Annotated in this window: 21 protein-coding genes; 14 read left to right on the forward strand and 7 right to left on the reverse strand. The window is 62.5% G+C overall.

Annotated features, from left to right (window positions below; translation table 11 throughout):
* Window positions 1-193 precede the first annotated feature (193 nt).
* From IEW00_RS14695 to IEW00_RS14705, 3 genes are all read left to right on the forward strand, one after another.
* Window positions 194-439 carry a hypothetical protein gene (locus tag IEW00_RS14695; RefSeq protein WP_188515157.1) on the forward strand — a complete coding sequence of 82 codons (246 nt, stop codon included), beginning with the start codon at window positions 194-196 and terminating at the stop codon, window positions 437-439.
* A gap of 73 nt (window positions 440-512) precedes the next feature.
* On the forward strand, window positions 513-1,340 hold the full coding sequence (locus tag IEW00_RS14700; protein WP_188515158.1) for an NUDIX hydrolase: 828 nt from the start codon (window positions 513-515) through the stop codon (window positions 1,338-1,340).
* A 78-nt stretch (window positions 1,341-1,418) separates the two neighbouring features.
* A complete protein-coding gene (locus tag IEW00_RS14705; RefSeq protein WP_188515159.1) occupies window positions 1,419-1,586 on the forward strand; it encodes a DUF1328 domain-containing protein in 168 nt (55 codons plus the stop codon).
* A 74-nt stretch (window positions 1,587-1,660) separates the two neighbouring features.
* Here IEW00_RS14705 and IEW00_RS14710 read toward each other — a convergent pair whose 3' ends face one another.
* Window positions 1,661-1,798: an entericidin A/B family lipoprotein gene (locus IEW00_RS14710; RefSeq protein ID WP_188515160.1), complete on the reverse strand. Its 138-nt coding sequence runs from the start codon at window positions 1,796-1,798 to the stop codon at window positions 1,661-1,663.
* 232 nt (window positions 1,799-2,030) lie between these two features.
* Here IEW00_RS14710 and IEW00_RS14715 point away from each other — a divergent pair, with 232 nt between their 5' ends.
* Both IEW00_RS14715 and IEW00_RS14720 read left to right on the forward strand, forming a co-directional pair.
* Window positions 2,031-2,699 (forward strand): sigma-70 family RNA polymerase sigma factor, encoded by a 669-nt coding sequence (locus tag IEW00_RS14715; protein ID WP_188515161.1) that lies wholly within the window; start codon window positions 2,031-2,033, stop codon window positions 2,697-2,699.
* 169 nt (window positions 2,700-2,868) lie between these two features.
* Window positions 2,869-3,030: a NepR family anti-sigma factor gene (locus IEW00_RS14720; protein WP_188515162.1), complete on the forward strand. Its 162-nt coding sequence runs from the start codon at window positions 2,869-2,871 to the stop codon at window positions 3,028-3,030.
* Window positions 3,031-3,186: 156 nt separating this feature from the next.
* Here IEW00_RS14720 and IEW00_RS14725 read toward each other — a convergent pair whose 3' ends face one another.
* Window positions 3,187-3,699, reverse strand: coding sequence for a Dps family protein (locus IEW00_RS14725; protein WP_188515163.1), 513 nt, complete (start codon window positions 3,697-3,699; stop codon window positions 3,187-3,189).
* A 190-nt stretch (window positions 3,700-3,889) separates the two neighbouring features.
* Here IEW00_RS14725 and IEW00_RS14730 point away from each other — a divergent pair, with 190 nt between their 5' ends.
* From IEW00_RS14730 to IEW00_RS14755, 6 genes are all read left to right on the forward strand, one after another.
* Complete coding sequence (locus IEW00_RS14730) at window positions 3,890-4,225, forward strand: hypothetical protein (RefSeq protein ID WP_188515164.1); 336 nt, start codon at window positions 3,890-3,892, stop codon at window positions 4,223-4,225.
* 79 nt (window positions 4,226-4,304) lie between these two features.
* Entirely contained in the window at window positions 4,305-4,712 is a 408-nt protein-coding gene (locus IEW00_RS14735) for a DUF2946 family protein (RefSeq protein ID WP_188515165.1), read from the forward strand.
* A 100-nt stretch (window positions 4,713-4,812) separates the two neighbouring features.
* Window positions 4,813-6,948 (forward strand): TonB-dependent receptor family protein, encoded by a 2,136-nt coding sequence (locus tag IEW00_RS14740; RefSeq protein ID WP_188515166.1) that lies wholly within the window; start codon window positions 4,813-4,815, stop codon window positions 6,946-6,948.
* Between the two features lie 25 nt (window positions 6,949-6,973).
* Window positions 6,974-8,515 carry a PepSY domain-containing protein gene (locus IEW00_RS14745; protein ID WP_188515167.1) on the forward strand — a complete coding sequence of 514 codons (1,542 nt, stop codon included), beginning with the start codon at window positions 6,974-6,976 and terminating at the stop codon, window positions 8,513-8,515.
* A 138-nt stretch (window positions 8,516-8,653) separates the two neighbouring features.
* Entirely contained in the window at window positions 8,654-9,340 is a 687-nt protein-coding gene (locus IEW00_RS14750) for a hypothetical protein (RefSeq protein WP_188515168.1), read from the forward strand.
* Between the two features lie 138 nt (window positions 9,341-9,478).
* Window positions 9,479-11,929 carry a zinc-dependent metalloprotease gene (locus tag IEW00_RS14755; RefSeq protein ID WP_188515169.1) on the forward strand — a complete coding sequence of 817 codons (2,451 nt, stop codon included), beginning with the start codon at window positions 9,479-9,481 and terminating at the stop codon, window positions 11,927-11,929.
* A gap of 12 nt (window positions 11,930-11,941) precedes the next feature.
* Here the strand turns inward: IEW00_RS14755 and IEW00_RS14760 are convergent, their stop codons facing one another.
* The 4 genes from IEW00_RS14760 to IEW00_RS14775 form a co-directional block, all read right to left on the reverse strand.
* Window positions 11,942-12,391, reverse strand: coding sequence for a YaiI/YqxD family protein (locus tag IEW00_RS14760; RefSeq protein ID WP_188515170.1), 450 nt, complete (start codon window positions 12,389-12,391; stop codon window positions 11,942-11,944).
* A gap of 18 nt (window positions 12,392-12,409) precedes the next feature.
* Window positions 12,410-12,880, reverse strand: a complete 471-nt coding sequence (locus IEW00_RS14765; protein WP_188515171.1) for a DUF2269 family protein — start codon at window positions 12,878-12,880, stop codon at window positions 12,410-12,412.
* Window positions 12,881-13,183: 303 nt separating this feature from the next.
* On the reverse strand, window positions 13,184-14,182 hold the full coding sequence (locus tag IEW00_RS14770) for an HWE histidine kinase domain-containing protein (RefSeq protein ID WP_188515172.1): 999 nt from the start codon (window positions 14,180-14,182) through the stop codon (window positions 13,184-13,186).
* On the reverse strand, window positions 14,172-14,855 hold the full coding sequence (locus tag IEW00_RS14775) for a Crp/Fnr family transcriptional regulator (RefSeq protein WP_188515173.1): 684 nt from the start codon (window positions 14,853-14,855) through the stop codon (window positions 14,172-14,174). The genes IEW00_RS14770 and IEW00_RS14775 overlap by 11 nt, the downstream gene beginning before the upstream one ends.
* Window positions 14,856-14,879: 24 nt before the next feature.
* Between IEW00_RS14775 and IEW00_RS14780 the strand changes: the two genes are divergently transcribed.
* Window positions 14,880-15,482 (forward strand): response regulator, encoded by a 603-nt coding sequence (locus IEW00_RS14780; RefSeq protein ID WP_188515174.1) that lies wholly within the window; start codon window positions 14,880-14,882, stop codon window positions 15,480-15,482.
* A 63-nt stretch (window positions 15,483-15,545) separates the two neighbouring features.
* Complete coding sequence (locus IEW00_RS14785) at window positions 15,546-16,211, forward strand: DUF4142 domain-containing protein (protein ID WP_188515175.1); 666 nt, start codon at window positions 15,546-15,548, stop codon at window positions 16,209-16,211.
* Window positions 16,212-16,353: 142 nt separating this feature from the next.
* Here the strand turns inward: IEW00_RS14785 and IEW00_RS14790 are convergent, their stop codons facing one another.
* The gene (locus IEW00_RS14790) at window positions 16,354-16,635 is read right to left on the reverse strand and encodes a hypothetical protein (RefSeq protein ID WP_188515176.1); all 282 of its coding nucleotides are present in this window, start codon (window positions 16,633-16,635) and stop codon (window positions 16,354-16,356) included.
* A 155-nt stretch (window positions 16,636-16,790) separates the two neighbouring features.
* Here IEW00_RS14790 and IEW00_RS14795 point away from each other — a divergent pair, with 155 nt between their 5' ends.
* A complete protein-coding gene (locus IEW00_RS14795; protein ID WP_188515177.1) occupies window positions 16,791-17,417 on the forward strand; it encodes a hemerythrin domain-containing protein in 627 nt (208 codons plus the stop codon).
* The last annotated feature ends 6 nt before the right edge of the window (window positions 17,418-17,423 follow it).

Consider the following 17,423-nt stretch of genomic DNA (forward strand, 5'->3'; position numbering starts at 1 on the left):
ACCTGAGCAGGCCGCGTGCCAGTCCAGGCATTGCATGGCAGATCATACGGTTAGATCGTTAACGAAACCTTGCTCGTGTCGGCTCCTGTAAAATTCTCCGACAGGGGGAGCGTGGTTAGCAAAACCCTAAAGTTGCGCCATGAGCAGCCGTTTAGTGTCTGGTCCACACCAGCCATGCAAAGGAGATGCAGCGATGATCGGAATTCTGGCGCAGAAGGGCCTTGGCCTATTCAACCGCAACGCCATGCAGCCTTCGCCCGATCGCGAGCGACTGATCGGACTGCTCGATCTGCTGGTCGACGAATGTGACCGCGAGGCGGACCTGATTGACGACGTCACCTTGCTGCCCGATCGCTATTACTCGCTCGCCCGCGCGGCCGCGCAGGGACATTACCGGATCGAGCCCGAGCGGATTGCCGAGCGATTGCTGCGTCACTGATGGTGGCGGGCGGCAGGCAGCATTGTCGTTTTCGCGCTTGGCAGCGCGTGCCTGATCGGCGATGACATGGTGCATGGCTGATCCTGTTCCCGTTTCATCAGACCCTGATGCGCTGACCATCGACCCGAAGACCGGTGAGCTGCTTCCCGAAGCCACGCCTGCTGCCACGATCATCGTTTTTCGCGAACCGCGGTTTGGTGGTGCTCCCGAACTGCTGATGGTCGAGCGCTCGGCACAGATGGTCTTTGCCGGTGGCGCGGTGGTCTTTCCGGGTGGCCGGGTCGACCCTGACGATCATGCCCTGGCCCGGTCGCTGGACCATACCCTGGAACCTGACGAGGCCGCCGCACGGATTGCCGCCATTCGCGAGACGATCGAGGAAACCGGCCTCGGTATCGGTTTTGCAGACTCGCCGCAGGGTGATGCGCTGGCACGCGCGCGCGCGGCGATGCACGCAGGGGCGGTGTTTTCCGATCTGGTGCGCGAATGCGGCTGGAGGTTCGATCTGGCCGCGATGACGCCGTTCACCCGTTGGCGCCCCCCGTTCAACAACCACCGGGTGTTCGATACCCGTTTCTATATCGCGCAGTGCGAAAGCCACGACCATATCGTAGAGGTCGATGCGACCGAGAACCGGCACCTGTTCTGGGCTACTGCCGCACAAGCACTGGCCATGGCCGAAGAGGGCAAGGTCAAGCTCATCTTCCCGACGCGGCGCAATCTGGAGCGCCTGGCGCAGTTCAGCAGCATCAGCCAGGCGCGCGAACACTTGGCGCAATACCCATCGCGGATGATCATGCCGTATATCGAGGATCGCGGAGGCCAGCAGCATCTGTGCATCCCGGATGGTCTTGGCTATCCGGTGACAAGCGAGCCGCTCAGCGGGGCCATGCGCACCTAAATGGTATAAATCAGGCGGCGTGGCGGAACCTCGGCCGGACTGACTGCGTAACCCGTTCATCCCAACCGGAGATGAACCATGTTGCAATATGCCCTTATCTTTCTGATCGTCGCCGTCGTCGCTGGCGTGCTGGGCTTTGGCGGCATCGCCGGAGCATCGGCTGGAATCGCCAAGATCCTTTTCTTCCTGTTCCTGCTGTTTCTGGTGATCAGTCTGGTCATGCACCTAGTGCGTGGTCGAGGCTGAGTAAGCCAAAGCATCCCACAAAAAAGGCCCGGAGCGATCCGGGCCTTTTTCGTTTCAGCATTCACCGAAGACGATCAGTCGATCGCGCGCTCGGCAGCCTTGCCGACCGACTCAACGTCGCGGCCAGCACCCTTGACGGTGTTGCACGCCGAAAGCACGGTTGCGATAAGACCAGCGGCCACGATGATGCGGAAAGACTTGGTGCGATTCATGTTTATAACCCTTCGTTTTCAATAACGTGATGCCGTTTTAGGGCGGCATGACCCGCTCATCTACGCAGCGCAAGGCCGAAGGTTGCTGACAAATAAAGCGGAACCATCGTGCGTACGGCGGGTTGTTGGAAAGTGGGCTGCATGCTGGCGCGCTGCAAAGTCGTGCCGTTCATCATGCCCCACCAGAACCAATCACGCTGCTTTTGGGGGCAGCTATCGAGAGGCGCACGCGATGACGACCAACCAGGACCAGACGACGCAACATGAAGCTGTCGAAGTCGAGGCAACCGTTCCAGAGGTTATCGTGCCTCTCGACGATGCCACCTTCAAGCAGCGGCTTGCGGCAACCATCCCGCATCTGCGAGCCTTCGGCTACAGCCTGTGCGGCAAGATGGATCTGGCCGATGATCTGGTTCAGGACACCATGCTCAAGGCATGGGCGGCCAGGGCTCGCTTCCGTCCAGACACCTCAATGCGTGCATGGACCTTCGTTATTCTGCGTAACTGCTACATCTCGCAGATGCGCCGCAACAAGTTTACAGCGCCCTATGACGAAGGCGTTGCCGAGCGCACGCTGACCTCGAATTCCGATCAGCAGGCACCGTTGCATCTTGAAGACGTCCGGATGGCGTTGATGCAACTGGGCGAAGACCAGCGCGAGGCGATCATTCTGGTTGGTGCCGGTGGTTTCTCCTATGAAGAGGCGGCTGAAATCTGCGATTGCGCGGTCGGCACGATGAAAAGCCGGGTATCACGTGCACGGGCTGCCCTGTTGGCGATGCTTGATGGTGATTCGCCCATCGGGACCCGTCGTCAGCGCAATTCGGCTGACGAGGCGATGAGCGACATTCTGGGAACTTTGGACCGTCTGAGCGAGGGCGTCACGGCGCTGGCCGCTTGATAGGCTCGATCCGGCCCGGAGCCGGACACGTCGCATCGCCCGCTCGTGATTATGTGCAACCAAAAACGTCGATGGACGTCCTCTTGTTACGAAATGGCCAATTTGGCCGGAATGGGAAGTGAAGACAGTGCGCGGTGCCAGTTCCCTAGATCATCTGGAGGAGTCCGCCATGCATACGTCTGGTTTTGATCCACTGGTGATGCGTCAGGCGCGCATCGGTCGGAGCCTGCGTGAAGCTTATGATTGCGTGACCGGGAGCCCACTTCCCGACCAGTTCGAATCGCTGCTCAACGAGTTAGACAAGATCAGTGCGCCTGTTGGGTCTCGGTAACGCAACCAATATATCATTGACGAATGCCAAGACCGTCCGGTCCCATCAGGGCCTGGGCGGTTTTTCGTAGCTGGCGTTGACCGACCGGTTCATTATGCAAAAAGGGCCGCGATCCGGTGCGGATCGCGGCCCTTTTCAAGGGATGCGAGTTGATCGTTAGCTGATCAATGCACGCAGCATCCAGGCGCTTTCTTCGTGCTTGCCGATCCGTGCGGTCAGCAGGTCGGCAGTGAACACATCATCGGCATCCTCGGCGATCTCGACAAATTCACGCATGCGCTTGGCGATCGCTTCGTTGTCGGTGATCAGGCCCTTGAGCATGGCATCTGCCTGCGACGGGGTTTCGCTCGAATCGACAACCGAAAGCTTGGTGTAATCACCAAATGATGCAGGTGCGATATGCCCCAGCGCGCGAATGCGCTCTGCGATCACGTCGGCTGCAGCGTGCAGATCCTCATATTGCACTTCGGTCAGCTTGTGGACGCTGTAAAAGGCTGGACCAACGATGTTCCAGTGAACGCCGAGGGTCTTGAGATACAGCGAATAGGTATCCGCCAGACCGTGTTGAAGCGCCTTGGCGACTTCTTTGCGATCCTTGGCCTCTATGCCGGTGTTGACGTTATCCTTCGGGGTGTTGGCCTTGGTCGGGGCTTTGGCTGTAGTTGCCATCTCGTGTCCTCCTGTTTTGAATGCGAAACAAAGTGATCCTTGCGCGGCAGCAAGAACCTTTCCCAATTTCCTACGCTCTATTGGACCGACAGTTCCCCTTGCTTTCCGGGAATCTCCGGAGAGGACAGGCAGCACGTGAACCCTTGACAGATGGCACCAAATAGAAGCTAACTATTGCAGGAGCGGGGCCATGAATGACGAGTTGCAACCAGTTGGTGCGAAACAAAAATATGAGCAGCAACCGCCGCTCGCTCTGGTTGGCTGGACGCATCTGGATATGCCAAACGGCATAGACCTCCGGGTCGAATGTGCCCGATCACGGATCGCGCTCGACAATGACATGATCGAGCAGCAGGACATCGTGATGACCCGCAACCAAGCGCTGTTGCTGGCGCGGTATCTGTTGAAGGTTACCGGACAGACGCTGCCTGAAGAGGCAAGGCCTACATTCTGGGCGAGGGTCAAGTCAGCATTGACGCCGTCTAAGCCACCAATCCGTCGAACCCCGCGGCATTGGGCATCCTGATCCGCTCAGGCTTCTAACCGCTTGAACTGTGCACGGTCCGGCTCTACCGGGCCAGGCGATGGGATATTTGCGAACCCTTTTGAACCGCGTTCTGCCAGCATTGCTGGTGGCTATGCTGTTCGGTGCACTGGCACCGCAGGGATTCATGCCGAAATTCGGTCCGCACGGGCTGACCATCGAGCTGTGCTCGGGTCTGGGCAACAAGGCTGCGACCATCGCCCGCGACGACCCACGCTATCAGGATTACCTCAAGCTGGCTGCGGCCAGCGGCGAAACCACCGGGCAGGATCCGGACACCATTGACGACAATCCGATGCCGCCGTGCGCCTTTGCCGGTCTGGCTACCCTGTCGATGCCGACCGATCCCGTCGCGTTGCCGCCAGTGCTGGCGGCAAGCGGTCTTCCTCCCGCGCTGCACCACAGCCTGCTGCGCGCCCGCCACCGCGCCGCCACTCCGCCTGCCACCGGACCACCTTCGCTCACCTGAACCCTTTGAAGCTGCCGCAGCGCTGAGCCTGCGCGTCGGATAAACCGGCGCGCCGATGCGCGTGCGGTCCGTCTCTCCCCGTTCAGGGATCTTGATAATCATGAAAAATACCGCATTCGTGCGCGCTGCCCTGCTGGGCGGTGCCTCTTTCGCACTCGTTTCTCCCGCGCTGGCACAGGGTGTAGGCCAGCGCAGCGACCCCGTTATCGTCGTCACCGCATATGCCGATGGCTCACCCACCGCGCCCAGCGTCGAGCAAGCGCGGCAACGGCTGGAACAGGTTCCCGGTGGGGTCGGGCTGGTCGAGGACAGCGTTTTCGCCGAGGATTTCGCGCAGAGCATCGGCGACGTGCTGGTCTTCACTCCCGGCGTATTCGCCGACACCAGTGCCCAACGTGAATCGCGCATTTCGATCCGCGGTTCAGGGCTCAACTCGGGGTTCGAACGGCGCGGGCTCACCGTGTTGCGCGATGGCGTGCCGATCAGCCGCGCCAGCGGATCGACCGAATTCCAGGAGATCGACCCGCTCACCATCCGCTATCTCGAGGTGTTCAAGGGCGCCAATGGCCTGCAGTTCGGCGCAGCGTCGCTGGGCGGTGCGGTCAACATCGTCTCGCCCACCGGACGCACCGCGCGCTCGAGCTTCGCAGGTCGCCTTGAAGGTGGCAGCTTCAACACGCTGCGCGGCAATGTCAGCGCGTCGGGGGTCTCGGGCAGCACCGATTATTACATCGGCCTGACCGGCCTTCGCGATGACGGCTTTCGCGAGCACAGCGAGGTGCGCAGCCTCTATGGCCATGGCAACATTGGCTTAAAGCTGAGCGAGAATGTCGAGACGCGGTTCTATGTCACCGCGCTCAGCGACAATTTCGAGTTGAACGGCTCGCTGCGTCTCGCCGACGCGCTCGCCAATCCGCGCGCGGCCGGACGCCCGGTTACCGTTGGCCCGTTCCGCCCCGGGGGTCCGGTGACGGTGCTCGATCCCGGCCCGGTCGCCGACGACTGGGACCGCAACCTCGATGTACTGCGCCTCTCCAACCTCACCGCGATAACCCTGGGCAGCAGCACGCTGGAGATCGGCGGCTGGTACGCGCGGCGCACGCTCGACCATGCCATCACCCGCTTTGCCGGGATCATCGACCAGAAGGAGGACGAGTTCGGCGTCTCGCTGCGCGCGCTCGGCGAGTTCACGGTGCTGGGTGATACCGTGAGCCGCTGGAAGCTGGGCGGCAGCTACGCACAGGGCGACACCCTGGCGCGGCGCCACCGCAACCTCAATGGCGAGCGCGCCGGGCTGACCAATGAATCCGCTCAGGATTCGGCCAATCTCACTGCGTTCGGCCAGCTCGATCTGAGGCTCACCGGCCGCCTGACCGCGATTGCCGGCGGTCAGTACGTCAAAGCCATCCGCGATGTCGACGCCATCCTCGCCGAGGTCTCTGGGCGCGGCGAATACGAACAGTTCAGCCCGCGCATCGGGGTACTCTACGCACTTTCCGACACCGCGCAGCTGTACGGTAACATCAACCGCAGCTTCGAACCGCCCACGCTTGCCGATCTGACCTCGGGCGGCGCGCTGCCGTTCGCCCCGCTCAAGGAACAGCGCGCAACCACCTACGAGATCGGCAGCCGGGGGCAGGCCGACTTCCTCGCCTGGGATATCTCGCTCTATAGCAGCAAGGTCGAGAACGAATTTCTCGATTTCGGCGTGCCGGGTGCGAACGGCTTCGTCTCGTTCACCGCCAATGCCGATACCACCATCCACCAGGGCGTGGAGTTCGGGCTCGACGTCTATGTCGCGCGCGATGTGCTCGCAGGCCGCGGACAGGCGTTCACGCTGCGCGGCGCGTACACCTTCAACGACTTCCGCTTCGATGATGATGTGACCTATGGCGACAACCAGCTCGCCGGGGTCCCGCGCCACGTGTTCGTGTCCGAAGCGCGGTTCGAGCAAAAGGACAGTTGGTACGTTTCGGCCAATCTGCGCTGGGTGTTCGATGGCCCATGGGCGGACTTTGCCAATACCGAGCGCGCGCCGGGATACGAGCTCATCGGTCTGACTGCGGGCGTCGATCTGGTCCCCGGTGTGCGGCTGTTCGGGTCGGTCGAGAACCTGTTCGACACTGTGTTCATCTCCAACGTCGCCACCAACGCCAACCAGTCGCTCGAGCGCGCCGCGATCTACACGCCCGGTGTCGGGCGCGCGATCTATGGCGGCATCACCGCGCAATTCTGAGCGGATAGGGAAGGAAAACAAGATCATGGCAAACCGTCCCAAGCTCGCGCGCTGGTCGATGAGCAAACACCAATGGCTGGCGCTGATCGGCGGCATCAGCCTGTTGATCTGGGGACTGTCCGGCATGGCGCATATCGCCATGGTGCTGTTCGGGCCGCAACAGGCCGCGTTCATGCCGCCGATGCGCAGCGTCGATATGTCCGCCGCGCAGCCGGTGGAAGCGGTGCTGGCAAAAGCCGGCATCGCGGAGGCGACAGCGGTCAAGGTCATCGTCGGCAAGGACAGCAACCTGCTGCAGGTGACGCAAACACCCCAGGCCCCGCGGCGATATTTCGCGCTGGAAACCGGTGCAGAACTGCCGGGGCAGGATGCCAGGCAGGCCGAGTTCATCGCGCGGCATTTTCTCAAGGAAACCCGCAGCGTTGCGCAGATCGTGCACCAGACGCAGTTCGATGCCGACTATCCCTGGGTCAACCGGCTGCTGCCGGTGTGGCGGGTGCGGTTTGAGGGCGATGACCGGCTGACCGCCTATGTCCACACTGAGTCGAGCAGCCTGGCGGCGGTCAACAACCTCACCAAGACGCGGATGCAGACGGTGTTCCGCTGGCTGCACAGTTGGGAATGGGTACCGCAACGGCTCGACTGGCTGCGAGTGGTGGTCATCAGCCTGATGGTCGGAAGCCTGGCCGCGCTGGCAGTGACCGGCATCATGCTGCTGGTCGCGATCCGGCGGGGCAAGCGCTTGGCCGGATCGAAAGGCTGGCACCGGGCGATGGGCTATGTGCTCGCGCTGCCCCTGCTGATGTTCTCAGGTAGCGGGATCATCCATCTGGTGCAGGCCGCGATCGAGCAGCCGACCAGCCAGATGCGGATGTCGCCACCGGTGAACGTGGCGAATGCGCGCTATCCGATCGAGCGCGACTGGGCCGAGGTCGCGGCGGGCCTCGACGTCAACAGCCTGTCGCTGGTCGAGGCCCCCGATGGCCGTCCGCTCTATCGGCTTGGTCTTGCCCAGCCGAAAGGCGCAATGCCCAAAGGCGAGCACGACCACAGCGCCCATCAAGGGCACGCCATGCCGATGGGCGACACCGCGATCCGCAACGCGCGGTTCGACGGGGTCAGCCCCACAGGGCCTGCGCTCTATGTCGATGCCGTCACTGGCAGGCCCTGGCCGCAGGGCGACAAGGCGCTGGCCAAGGCACTGGGGCAAAGGTTCAGCGGTGCGCCCGACAGCGCGATCACCAACATGGAAGTCGTCACGCGCTTCGGCCCGGACTACGATTTCCGCAACAAGCGGCTGCCGGTCTGGCGGATCGACTATGGCGCGCCGGTAAACGCCACATTGTTTGTCGACACCACCACCGGCGTCCTCGCTGATCGCACCGAGAACTGGCAGAAGCCCGAAAGGTACATCTTCAGCTTCATCCACAAATGGAACTTTCTGTTCCCGGTCGGGCGGGTGGGGCTGAACGTCGTAGTGGGTGCGTTCGTGCTGCTGCTGCTGGGCTTCATGGCCGGAATCGGGCTGGTCCTCGACCGGCGACGCAGGCGGAGGCGGTCTCTGTGACCTTCTTGTCCGTTGCGCAAACAGCCGCTGCAAGAGCGCCCCTCACCAGGTCTCCCCGATTTGGTGTAAAACTTGTTTGACACTCTCTCCGGCAGCGCCCATCGCCAGCTAGCGAATTGAAAACGCAGGGGAAAATTAATGAGTAATTTAGCATATATTGTGTCAATAGCGCTGCTGGCGGGGACTGTATCGGTACCTGCCACCGCCCAGGAAGCGCTGACGATCGGCGCTGAGCAGCGGCCAACATTGCGGGCCGGTACCTCGGTTCCGCTCAAGACGCTGACCGAACTCACCACCAAGGGCAAGAAGCTGCGGGTGGGCGACCGCTTCAACCTGGAAGTGTCCGAACCTGTGATGGTCAACGGCGTGACGGTGATTCCGGTGGGCAGCCCGGCGATCGGTGAAATCACCAGCGTACGGAACAAGGGCATGTGGGGAAAATCGGGGGCAATCGAGGTGCGCATGCTCTATGCGACCGTCAATGGCCGTCAGATCAGGCTGTCCGGCGCGATCGACGACAAGGGCGTCACTGGCACGGCCGGTGTTGTCGGTGCCGTGGTATTGCTGCCTGTGGCAGGCTTCTTCCTCACCGGCACCAGTGCCGTGATCCCCGCAGGCAGCTCGGTCACAGGCTTCGTCCAGGAAGACGTGCCGCTGTCGTTTGCCAAGGCTGCTGAACCCGCGCCGATGGTTGTCGGCGCGGACACCGCTGCAGTGGTTGCTGTCACCGAGCAGCCCGCCGCTGTTCAGCCAGCCGCCACCCAACCTGCCACCATCCAGCCCGCTACCGTCCAGCCCGCGACAGTCCAGCCGTTTTCCAATTAAGGTCTGTTCGGTCGGGCATCAGGGCGATCATCGTCCCGATGCCCGGCCGTACCTGCAGCCGGATATCGGCACGGGGCAAAAGCCGCTTGCCCGCTAGCCTCATTGATCCCTAGTCTCGGTTCAACGACTGGGGGTCCAATGAACCGAACACTTGCACTTGCGCTGGGCCTTGCGGCCGTCCTTGCCACACCACAGGCTTATGCCGCGCCCGCTGCGTCCGATTCTAGCCCTTATGCAGGGACGCAGAAGATGGACGGGCTTTATCCCGTGCATGTCGACAGCAAGACCGGACGAATTCTGCTCTCGCTGCCCGCAGCCGCAGCGGATGGCGTGGTGACGCGGATGCTTTACACCACCGCATTGCGCACCGGGCTTGGCTCTGCGCCGATCGGGCTCGATCGCGCGCAGCCGGGACCGGGGCAGATCCTGCTGATCCGCCGCATGGGCAAGAAGGTGGCGTTCGAACTCGAAAATCCGCGCTTCCGGGCCAGCGCCGGGTCGCCTTCCGAACAGGCCGCTGCGGCCAATGCCTTTGCGACATCGATGCTGTGGATGGGCGATGTCATCGATGCACCCGATGGCCGCCTGCTGGTCGATATCGCGCCGTTCCTCGCGCGCGACACCCGCAACGTCACCGCGCAGCTCAACAGCAGTGGTGAGAAGGGCTGGCGGCTGGTCGATGCGCTGAGCGCTGCCGATCCTGCTGCGGTGCGCGCCTTCCCGCTCAATCTCGAGTTCGAGGCGCGGCAGACCTATGCCACCGACACCCCGGGTCCAGAGGTCCGCAACATCGCGCCCGACCCGCGCCAGGTCACATTGGTGGTCCGGCACAGTTTCATCGCCTTGCCCGAGGCCGGCTATGTCCCGCGCGCCTTCGATCCGCGCGGGGGCAGCTTTGCGACGCAGGTGCTCGATTTTTCAGCGCCGCTCGATGGCGAGATCGTCCAGAACCTGGCCAACCGGTTCCGGCTCGAACGCGTCGATCCTAATGCGCCGCGCTCGCGGGTGCGCAAGCCGATCGTGTTCTACATCGATAACGCCGCCCCCGAACCAATCCGCACCGCATTGCTCGAAGGCGCTCTGTGGTGGAAGCAGGCGTTCGAGGCCGCGGGCTATATCGATGCCTATCGCGCCGAAATCCTGCCCGAAGGCGCCGACCCGCTCGATATGCGCTACAACGTCGTCAACTGGGTCAACCGGGCAACGCGGGGCTGGTCCTATGGCTATGCGGTCACCGATCCACGCACCGGGGAGATCTTGAAGGGCGCGGTGCTGCTCGGGTCGCTTCGGGTGAGGCAGGATATGCTGATCTATGAAGGGCTGGTCGGCGCAGGCCAGACCGGCACCGGCGGGCCGAATGACCCCGAGCAGGTGGCGCTGGCGCGTATCCGTCAATTGTCCGCGCACGAAATCGGCCATGCCTTGGGGCTGCTCCACAATTTTGCAGGCAGCACGCAGGACCGGGCCTCGGTGATGGATTATCCCGCGCCGCGGATCGGCCTCAAGGATGGCGTGCCCGATCTGTCGGATGCCTATGGCGTCGGGCTGGGCCGATGGGACCTGCATGCGATCGACTGGCTGTACGGCGACACTCCGGGGACCGACCCCGATGCAGCCGCACGCGCCAAGGCGCAGGAGGCCGAACGGCTGGGGCTGCGCTTTGTGGGCGACGAGAATGCGCGCAGCGTCTCGGCAAGCCAGCCCTGGGGCAGCCTGTGGGATGATGGCGCAGATCCGGTGGCCGAACTTGCACGGATGATGGATGTGCGCGCGGCGGCGGTGGAGCGGTTCGGGTTGCCTGCACTGGCGCCGGGCGAACCGGTTGCCATTCTGCGCCGCAAGTTCGTGCCGGTGTGGCTGGTGCACCGCTATCAGGTCGAGGCGGCGGCCAAGCTGCTGGGCGGGACGTATTCGGTGTATGCGGTTGCAGGCCAGGCCTCGCCCGAGGGCAATGCGGTCGCTGCGGGCGATCAGGTCCGCGCGCTCGATGCGCTGATGGCCACGCTGCAGCCGGCCGCGCTCGATGTTCCCGCTACGCTCGTGCCGCTGCTGTCTGCGGGGTATTCGGGCGATTATGACCGCCAGACCGAGATCGAGACGATGCCGATGGCGGGAAGTGCGGTGTTCGATCCGCTCGCCGCATCGCAGGTTGCCGCCCAATTGACGCTGAACGCGCTGCTCGCGCCCGAGCGGCTCGCGCGGCTGGCCGATCAGCACCGCGCCGATGGAGCGGTGCCGGGGCCACATACGGTGGCCGAGCGTTTGCTGGCGCTGGTCGATGCACCGGCACCGGATGCACGCCTGGGCGCGGTGCGCCGCGTGCTGGGCAGCCGGGTGATCGTTTCGCTGGCCAAGGCAGCGGCGGACCCTGGATCGGGGATCGAGGCTTCGAGCCGTATTGGTCAGGCGCTGCAGGATTGGGCGCAGGCGCAAGCCTCGCGCCGCTTTGCCGATCCTGCCGATCGCGCCTGGGCGCTGTCGGCCGCGCGGATGCTCAAGGACCGCGATGCGCTGGCTGCGGCGATCGCCGACGACAAGACCGCCGTGCCGATCCCGCCCGGAATGCCGATCGGAAGCGGCGAGGACTGAGCGCCGGCTTGTTCAACCTGCGCGGCGCAGGCGGACCAAGGTCTCGTCGAGCGCTTGGAGAAAGCGTGACCGGTCGGCCTTGCTGAACGGCGCCGGGCCGCCGATGACATCGCCGCCTGCGCGCAGGTCGGCCATGATCGCCCGCGTGGCGATAGCGCCGCCGATCGAGTTGGCGGTGAAGGGCTTGCCGGTGGGGCCGAGCACGGCCGCGTCCTGCTTGATGCACCGGTCGGCGAGCAGGATATCGGCGGTAATCACCACCGATCGCTTCTCGACGCGATCGGCGATCCAGTCATCGGCTGCATCGAACGCGTCGCCGACGACCACCCGCCCGATCAGGGGATGATCGGGCACCCGGATCGGGCTGTTGCTGACGATGGTCACCGGCACCGCATGCCGCAGCGCGACCCGGTAGATCTCATCCTTCACCGGGCAGGCGTCCGCATCGACCCAGATCATCATGCGTGATCGGTCCATCGGTCAGCCAGGCTTGGCAATCATGAAATACAGCGCAGCGACCAGCGGCACGGTCGCGACCAGGCCCCAGAACAGCCACCGCCGCGACAATCGGCGGTATTCCTCGGTGATCGCAAAGTCGTCGGAAAACTGCCGTGCGATCCTGGCCTGACGAACCTGGATCGGGATCAGGATCCCCAGCCAGAAAAACCCTGCCGCCAGAAAGCTCAGCTGGCTCCACACCAGCCAGGCCGGCCCCGGGAAATCATACCGCGCGGCATACATCGCGCCGTATCCGCCGATCATTGTGAGCGCGATTCCCGGCACGGTGATGCCGAAATCCGTCCCGGTCACCATCCGCTGGCCATAGGCCACGATCCTGGCATCGCGGGTCCTGTCGGCAAACACCTTCCACACTGCGGTGACGGTGATGTTGCCCAGCAATAAGATCACCCCCAGAATGTGAAGGAATTTCAACACATCGTATGTCGTCATCAGTCCGGCTTTGCTGTTCCCATCGCGCCGGCATGCCCCTGTCGATGCCGATCGTCCGCCTGCATGCATGAAAGCTATCGCGTGCCGGGGCAAGCCATCAACCGATGGAGCAGCAAAAAGCGGGGGATTGGCAGAGCTCTTGATCGCCAGTTGGGTCACGGGAGGCAGGGTCGCTTGGGAGGGTGACACGGCGCCCGTCAGGGGGCGTCGGGGGTTTGGATTGGCGCCGTGTCGGACCCAAGATTAGCGATGCAGCGCCATGCAGATAATCACATGGGTTGGCTTCGGGATGATAGTTTTCTCTTAACTGTCACTTTGCTGCGCACGGGCGTACGGAATGCTCGCAGTGAACAACAGCCCGCCCGGCAGCATGTCGATATGGGTCTTCGCGTCGAGTTCATATTGCATCGCCCGTTCGAGGAAATCGCGGGCCAGCGTTTCCGGTACCTCGAGCGGTGGAGACAGCTCGCGTCCGCCTTCTTGCCATGAAAAACGCAGCAATGATGTCTCGGCATCGCCGGAGATCGTCCATGCGACCGAGATGGTCAGCGCATCTTCCGTGCTCGCCGGGTTGGAGACCGCATGGCTGGCGAGCTCGTGCACGGCGAGGCCCAGCAGGTTGGATGCCTTGACACCCAGCATGATGTCCGCGCCCTCGACCTTGACCCGGCTGTCGTCCTGCAGATGGTGCAGCAGCAGTTCGTCGAACACGATATCGCGCAGATTGACCTGCCCGGTGGGTGATCGCGTTGACAGCGACTGGGTGCGCGCGAATGCGTTGATCCGGCCATCGAATGTCAGCAGGAAATCTTCGATCGTATCGCAATGATCGGCGGTTCGGCGCGAGAGCGCGCGGACGACCCCCAGCATGTTGCGCACCCGGTGCTGCAGTTCGCCGTGAAGCGACCGTTCCTGGTCCCGCAACCGCTTGATATCGTCGATATCGCTCGACGTTCCGAGCCACTCCAGAATCTCGCCATTGTCGTCGAACACCGGCCCCGCACGGGTCTGGTGCCAGTAATAGCGCTGCTCGTCGGCCTTCAGGACGCGAAACTCGACCTCGAAACTCTTGGCGTCCGCCGCAATGCGCCAAGCGTTTTGCGCAGACGCCCGGTCTTCGGGGTGGACGACCTCGAGCCAGCCATCGCCCATGTAGTCGACCTCGCCTTGCCCGGTGAAGGTTTGCCACTGCTGGCTCGCCCACAGCCACCCACCGCCGCGCTCGGCACGCCACACCAGCAACGGCAGGGTCTCGATGAACTGATTGAGCGTCTGGACGGGGCCTGACCAACTAGATGGCATCAGCGATCTCCTGTGCTGGCGACAAGCTGTCATCCTCCTCGCAAATCTTCAGATACCCGCTGTCGAACAGCGCGACACTCTTCAACCTCGGCCAATCGAATATCGTCAGCATTTTGTGCTCCAGTTGCACAAGACCTTCGCGGCGAAGGTCCTGCAGGGTTCGGTTGACGTAAACCGGGGTCATGCCCAGGATTTCGGAAAGCTCGAGCTGGGTGAGATGGAAGGCGCAGCTCCTGTCTTGGGTGAGGTGGGATGCGCGCTGCCGGCTGAACAGTTCGCACATCAGATGCGCCAACCGCTCGCGCGCGGTGCGCTGTCCCAGCGATGTCGAAAGCTCGCGCTGGATTGCGGCGGACACATGCAGGTCGCACCACAGCGCCTTTTCAAGATCGGGGTAATCACGCCGTGCAAGGTTGAAGAAATCATCCTCGAGCGCAGCCAGCGAGACGAACGTCAGCGCAGCGATACTGTGATCCATCGTCTGCGCCATGAACCCGTTGATGTCGAAAATGTCGCCGGGAAGAAGCACCGACAGAATCTGTCGCCTGCCATCCTCGAGCGTCTTGTAGCGGATCGCCCAACCCTTGAGCAGAATGAACAGCGCGCTGGTGCAGTCGCCCTGGCGCAGCAGATCGGTCCGGGGCGTGACGTGGCGGATGTTGGCGCCGGCCATCTCCGTCAGCCATCCTTCGGTGCCTTGTTCAAGGTCACTATAGCCGCGCAGTTTAAAAATGATGTGCGGTACCAACGCGGATGTCTCCAGTGCGTCACGATCGGGAACCTACGCACAAATAGCGGGTATGTTGCGGCATGGGTGATGGCGTTTGCCCGGGCGGCAACGATGGGCCGGTCTCGAACTTTTGGATGGTCGATGACACACGCAAGTTTGCAGGGATGCCGGGTTCTCCTGGTCGAAGACGATTTTCTGATCGCGGACGACTTCGCCCGGCGGCTTACGGGCGCTGGCGCCGAGGTTGTCGGACCTGCTGCAACGCTGGATGCCGCGCTTGAAATGTATGAGAGCGCAGGTGACCTGGATTTTGTCATTCTGGACATCAATCTGCGCGGCACAGCAGTGTTCCCGTTGGCGCTACGCCTCCAGCAGGACAAGATACCGTTCCTGTTCTGCTCGGGCTATGGCGATGAACCCGTCCGCGATGCCTTTGCGGACGTTGCGCATTTTGAAAAGCCCATCTCGCTGCAAGGATTTGCAGCGATGATCAATGTCATCAGGCAGCACAGCCAGGGTGCGCCACGTTATGGTCGTTCGGCGGTGCCGCCACAACACTTGCCTATGTAAGTTCGGCTCGCGCTGACTTCGCCTAACATTACAGCCTCATGAATACCGAAAGAGGATGTAACGATGCGCAACACTGTAATTCTGGCGGCGGCCTTTCTGGCCACTGCATGTGATACCCCCGATACTCGTCAGGCCGAGCAAGCCGAGACAGATACCGCGATGACGGGCGATACCCAGTCTGCCGCGACAGGGCCTGATGCGGCAGCGAATAATGGTGCGTTGACAACGGAAACATATGTAACCCGTGCGGCGATCTCGGACATGTACGAAATCGAGGCCGGAAAGCTGGCAATGGACAACGGTCAATCCGAGCAGACCCGCAGGTTCGGCAAGATGATGGTCGATGATCACACCAAATCGTCGCAGGATATGAAGGCAGCCGTCACCAGGTCCTCGGCCGCCATGCCCATTCCTGCGCGGCTCGACGCAGAGCATCAGGCTATGATCGATCGGCTCAAGAATGCTCAGGGCGCAGCGTTCGACAGCGAGTATCAGACTCAGCAGATGGCGGCGCATGACAAAGCACTGGCGCTGCATCAAGGCTATGCTGACAACAGCAACACCGACAACGCCGATCTCAAGGCGTTTGCGCAGCAAGTCGTTCCTGTGATCCGCAGGCATCACGATGGGGTTCGTGCGATGACTGGCACCAGCGCGCGGGCGACCAGCGCCACCAATTCGGGCACGATGAACCAGGGCAACACGGGCATGATCCCTGACGGACAATGATCTGCCTATAGGGTTCTGACGAACCTTGATGCTTCTTCCGACTGGCGGCCTTCGGGTCGCCATTTTTTTCGTCATCGGCGAGCAGGGGCACAGCGCAGCGGTCGGGTGCGGTGACGGGTGCGAAAGGAGAGGAGGGCGAGCCCTAGTGGCGGACCTCGTCCTCATCGCTCGCAAGCGGATCACGATCAGCACCCTTGGCTGAGTTGCCGGCAGCATCTTCGGGGCCGAAATAGCGGTTGTCGCTTTGACCACCGCTGAAGGGCTTGTCTGGTCCGCCGCGCTTTTCCTTGCCGGTATGGGGATTGGGGTAGGCCCCGCCATTGGATTCGCCACCTCCGCCCTTGCCGGTAAGCTCCTTCATGGCCTCAGACAGTTCTTCGTCATTGATGGGATCACTGGCGGGTTTTGGGGCATCGGCGGACATCGGGATCTCCTGCAATCTGAGCGGTTGAGGATGATCCGTAAGCTCGGTTATTCGCAGGTTCCCTAACATAAGCGTGTGCCGGGATCCTGGCAGTGCGCGAAACAAATGTGTCTGCTGCCGTCGGTTCGGCAGCCCAATCATCAGGAGCCGTCCCCATGGCACATACCGTTTCGCGCAAACCCCGCCCCGTATCGCCCAGGCCCCAGCCTAAACCCGCCCCGACCAAGAACAATAGCAAGGGCTCGTTCCTTGGAAAAACGATCAAGGGCGTGCTGATTGCCACCGGCGCCGTCACCATTGCCAATCTGGGCCGCAAGCTTGCGGTACAGGCTCCAACCGCGCTGGCGGAAGATTGGTGCGAAGGCCTGACCAAGGAACACAAGGCAACCCTCGCGGTTCTGGATCAGCTTGAGCAGGTATCGCCCGACCACCCCGAAAAGCGCACAGTGCTCCTTACCAACCTCACCCACATGATCACCAAGCATGCGATGCAGGAAGAGCAGGTCATCTATCCGATGCTGCGCCGCGAAGAGGGTGATGATTCGGCCGATGCACTCAACCTGGACCACGGCCAGGTCAAATCGCATCTGTATGAACTCGCCCATTTCGACAACGCGGACCCGCGCTTTACAGAAACGCTGGCGACGCTGCGCAGCGACCTCGAAGTGCATATGCGGGAGGAAGAAGACACGCTGTTTCCGGCGCTTCGCGCAAGGCTGAGCGATGAGGAAAACAAGAGGCTGACTCGCGAAATGAACCTGGCCGGGCTGGTGCTGGCGTAAACCGAC

The organism is Blastomonas aquatica, from assembly GCF_014639875.1.
Lineage (GTDB): Bacteria > Pseudomonadota > Alphaproteobacteria > Sphingomonadales > Sphingomonadaceae > Blastomonas > Blastomonas aquatica.

Coding starts and splice junctions, on each gene's coding strand:
- IEW00_RS14700 (WP_188515158.1), top strand. CDS start 513: ATGGCTGATCCTGTTCCCGTTTCATCAGACCCTGATGCGCTGACCATC.
- IEW00_RS14715 (WP_188515161.1), top strand. CDS start 2,031: ATGACGACCAACCAGGACCAGACGACGCAACATGAAGCTGTCGAAGTC.
- IEW00_RS14710 (WP_188515160.1), bottom strand. CDS start 1,798: ATGAATCGCACCAAGTCTTTCCGCATCATCGTGGCCGCTGGTCTTATC.
- IEW00_RS14725 (WP_188515163.1), bottom strand. CDS start 3,699: ATGGCAACTACAGCCAAAGCCCCGACCAAGGCCAACACCCCGAAGGAT.
- IEW00_RS14745 (WP_188515167.1), top strand. CDS start 6,974: ATGGCAAACCGTCCCAAGCTCGCGCGCTGGTCGATGAGCAAACACCAA.
- IEW00_RS14795 (WP_188515177.1), top strand. CDS start 16,791: ATGGCACATACCGTTTCGCGCAAACCCCGCCCCGTATCGCCCAGGCCC.
- IEW00_RS14790 (WP_188515176.1), bottom strand. CDS start 16,635: ATGTCCGCCGATGCCCCAAAACCCGCCAGTGATCCCATCAATGACGAA.
- IEW00_RS14695 (WP_188515157.1), top strand. CDS start 194: ATGATCGGAATTCTGGCGCAGAAGGGCCTTGGCCTATTCAACCGCAAC.
- IEW00_RS14705 (WP_188515159.1), top strand. CDS start 1,419: ATGTTGCAATATGCCCTTATCTTTCTGATCGTCGCCGTCGTCGCTGGC.
- IEW00_RS14765 (WP_188515171.1), bottom strand. CDS start 12,880: ATGACGACATACGATGTGTTGAAATTCCTTCACATTCTGGGGGTGATC.
- IEW00_RS14785 (WP_188515175.1), top strand. CDS start 15,546: ATGCGCAACACTGTAATTCTGGCGGCGGCCTTTCTGGCCACTGCATGT.
- IEW00_RS14750 (WP_188515168.1), top strand. CDS start 8,654: ATGAGTAATTTAGCATATATTGTGTCAATAGCGCTGCTGGCGGGGACT.
- IEW00_RS14740 (WP_188515166.1), top strand. CDS start 4,813: ATGAAAAATACCGCATTCGTGCGCGCTGCCCTGCTGGGCGGTGCCTCT.
- IEW00_RS14760 (WP_188515170.1), bottom strand. CDS start 12,391: ATGATGATCTGGGTCGATGCGGACGCCTGCCCGGTGAAGGATGAGATC.
- IEW00_RS14755 (WP_188515169.1), top strand. CDS start 9,479: ATGAACCGAACACTTGCACTTGCGCTGGGCCTTGCGGCCGTCCTTGCC.
- IEW00_RS14775 (WP_188515173.1), bottom strand. CDS start 14,855: ATGGCCGGCGCCAACATCCGCCACGTCACGCCCCGGACCGATCTGCTG.
- IEW00_RS14730 (WP_188515164.1), top strand. CDS start 3,890: ATGAATGACGAGTTGCAACCAGTTGGTGCGAAACAAAAATATGAGCAG.
- IEW00_RS14720 (WP_188515162.1), top strand. CDS start 2,869: ATGCATACGTCTGGTTTTGATCCACTGGTGATGCGTCAGGCGCGCATC.
- IEW00_RS14770 (WP_188515172.1), bottom strand. CDS start 14,182: ATGCCATCTAGTTGGTCAGGCCCCGTCCAGACGCTCAATCAGTTCATC.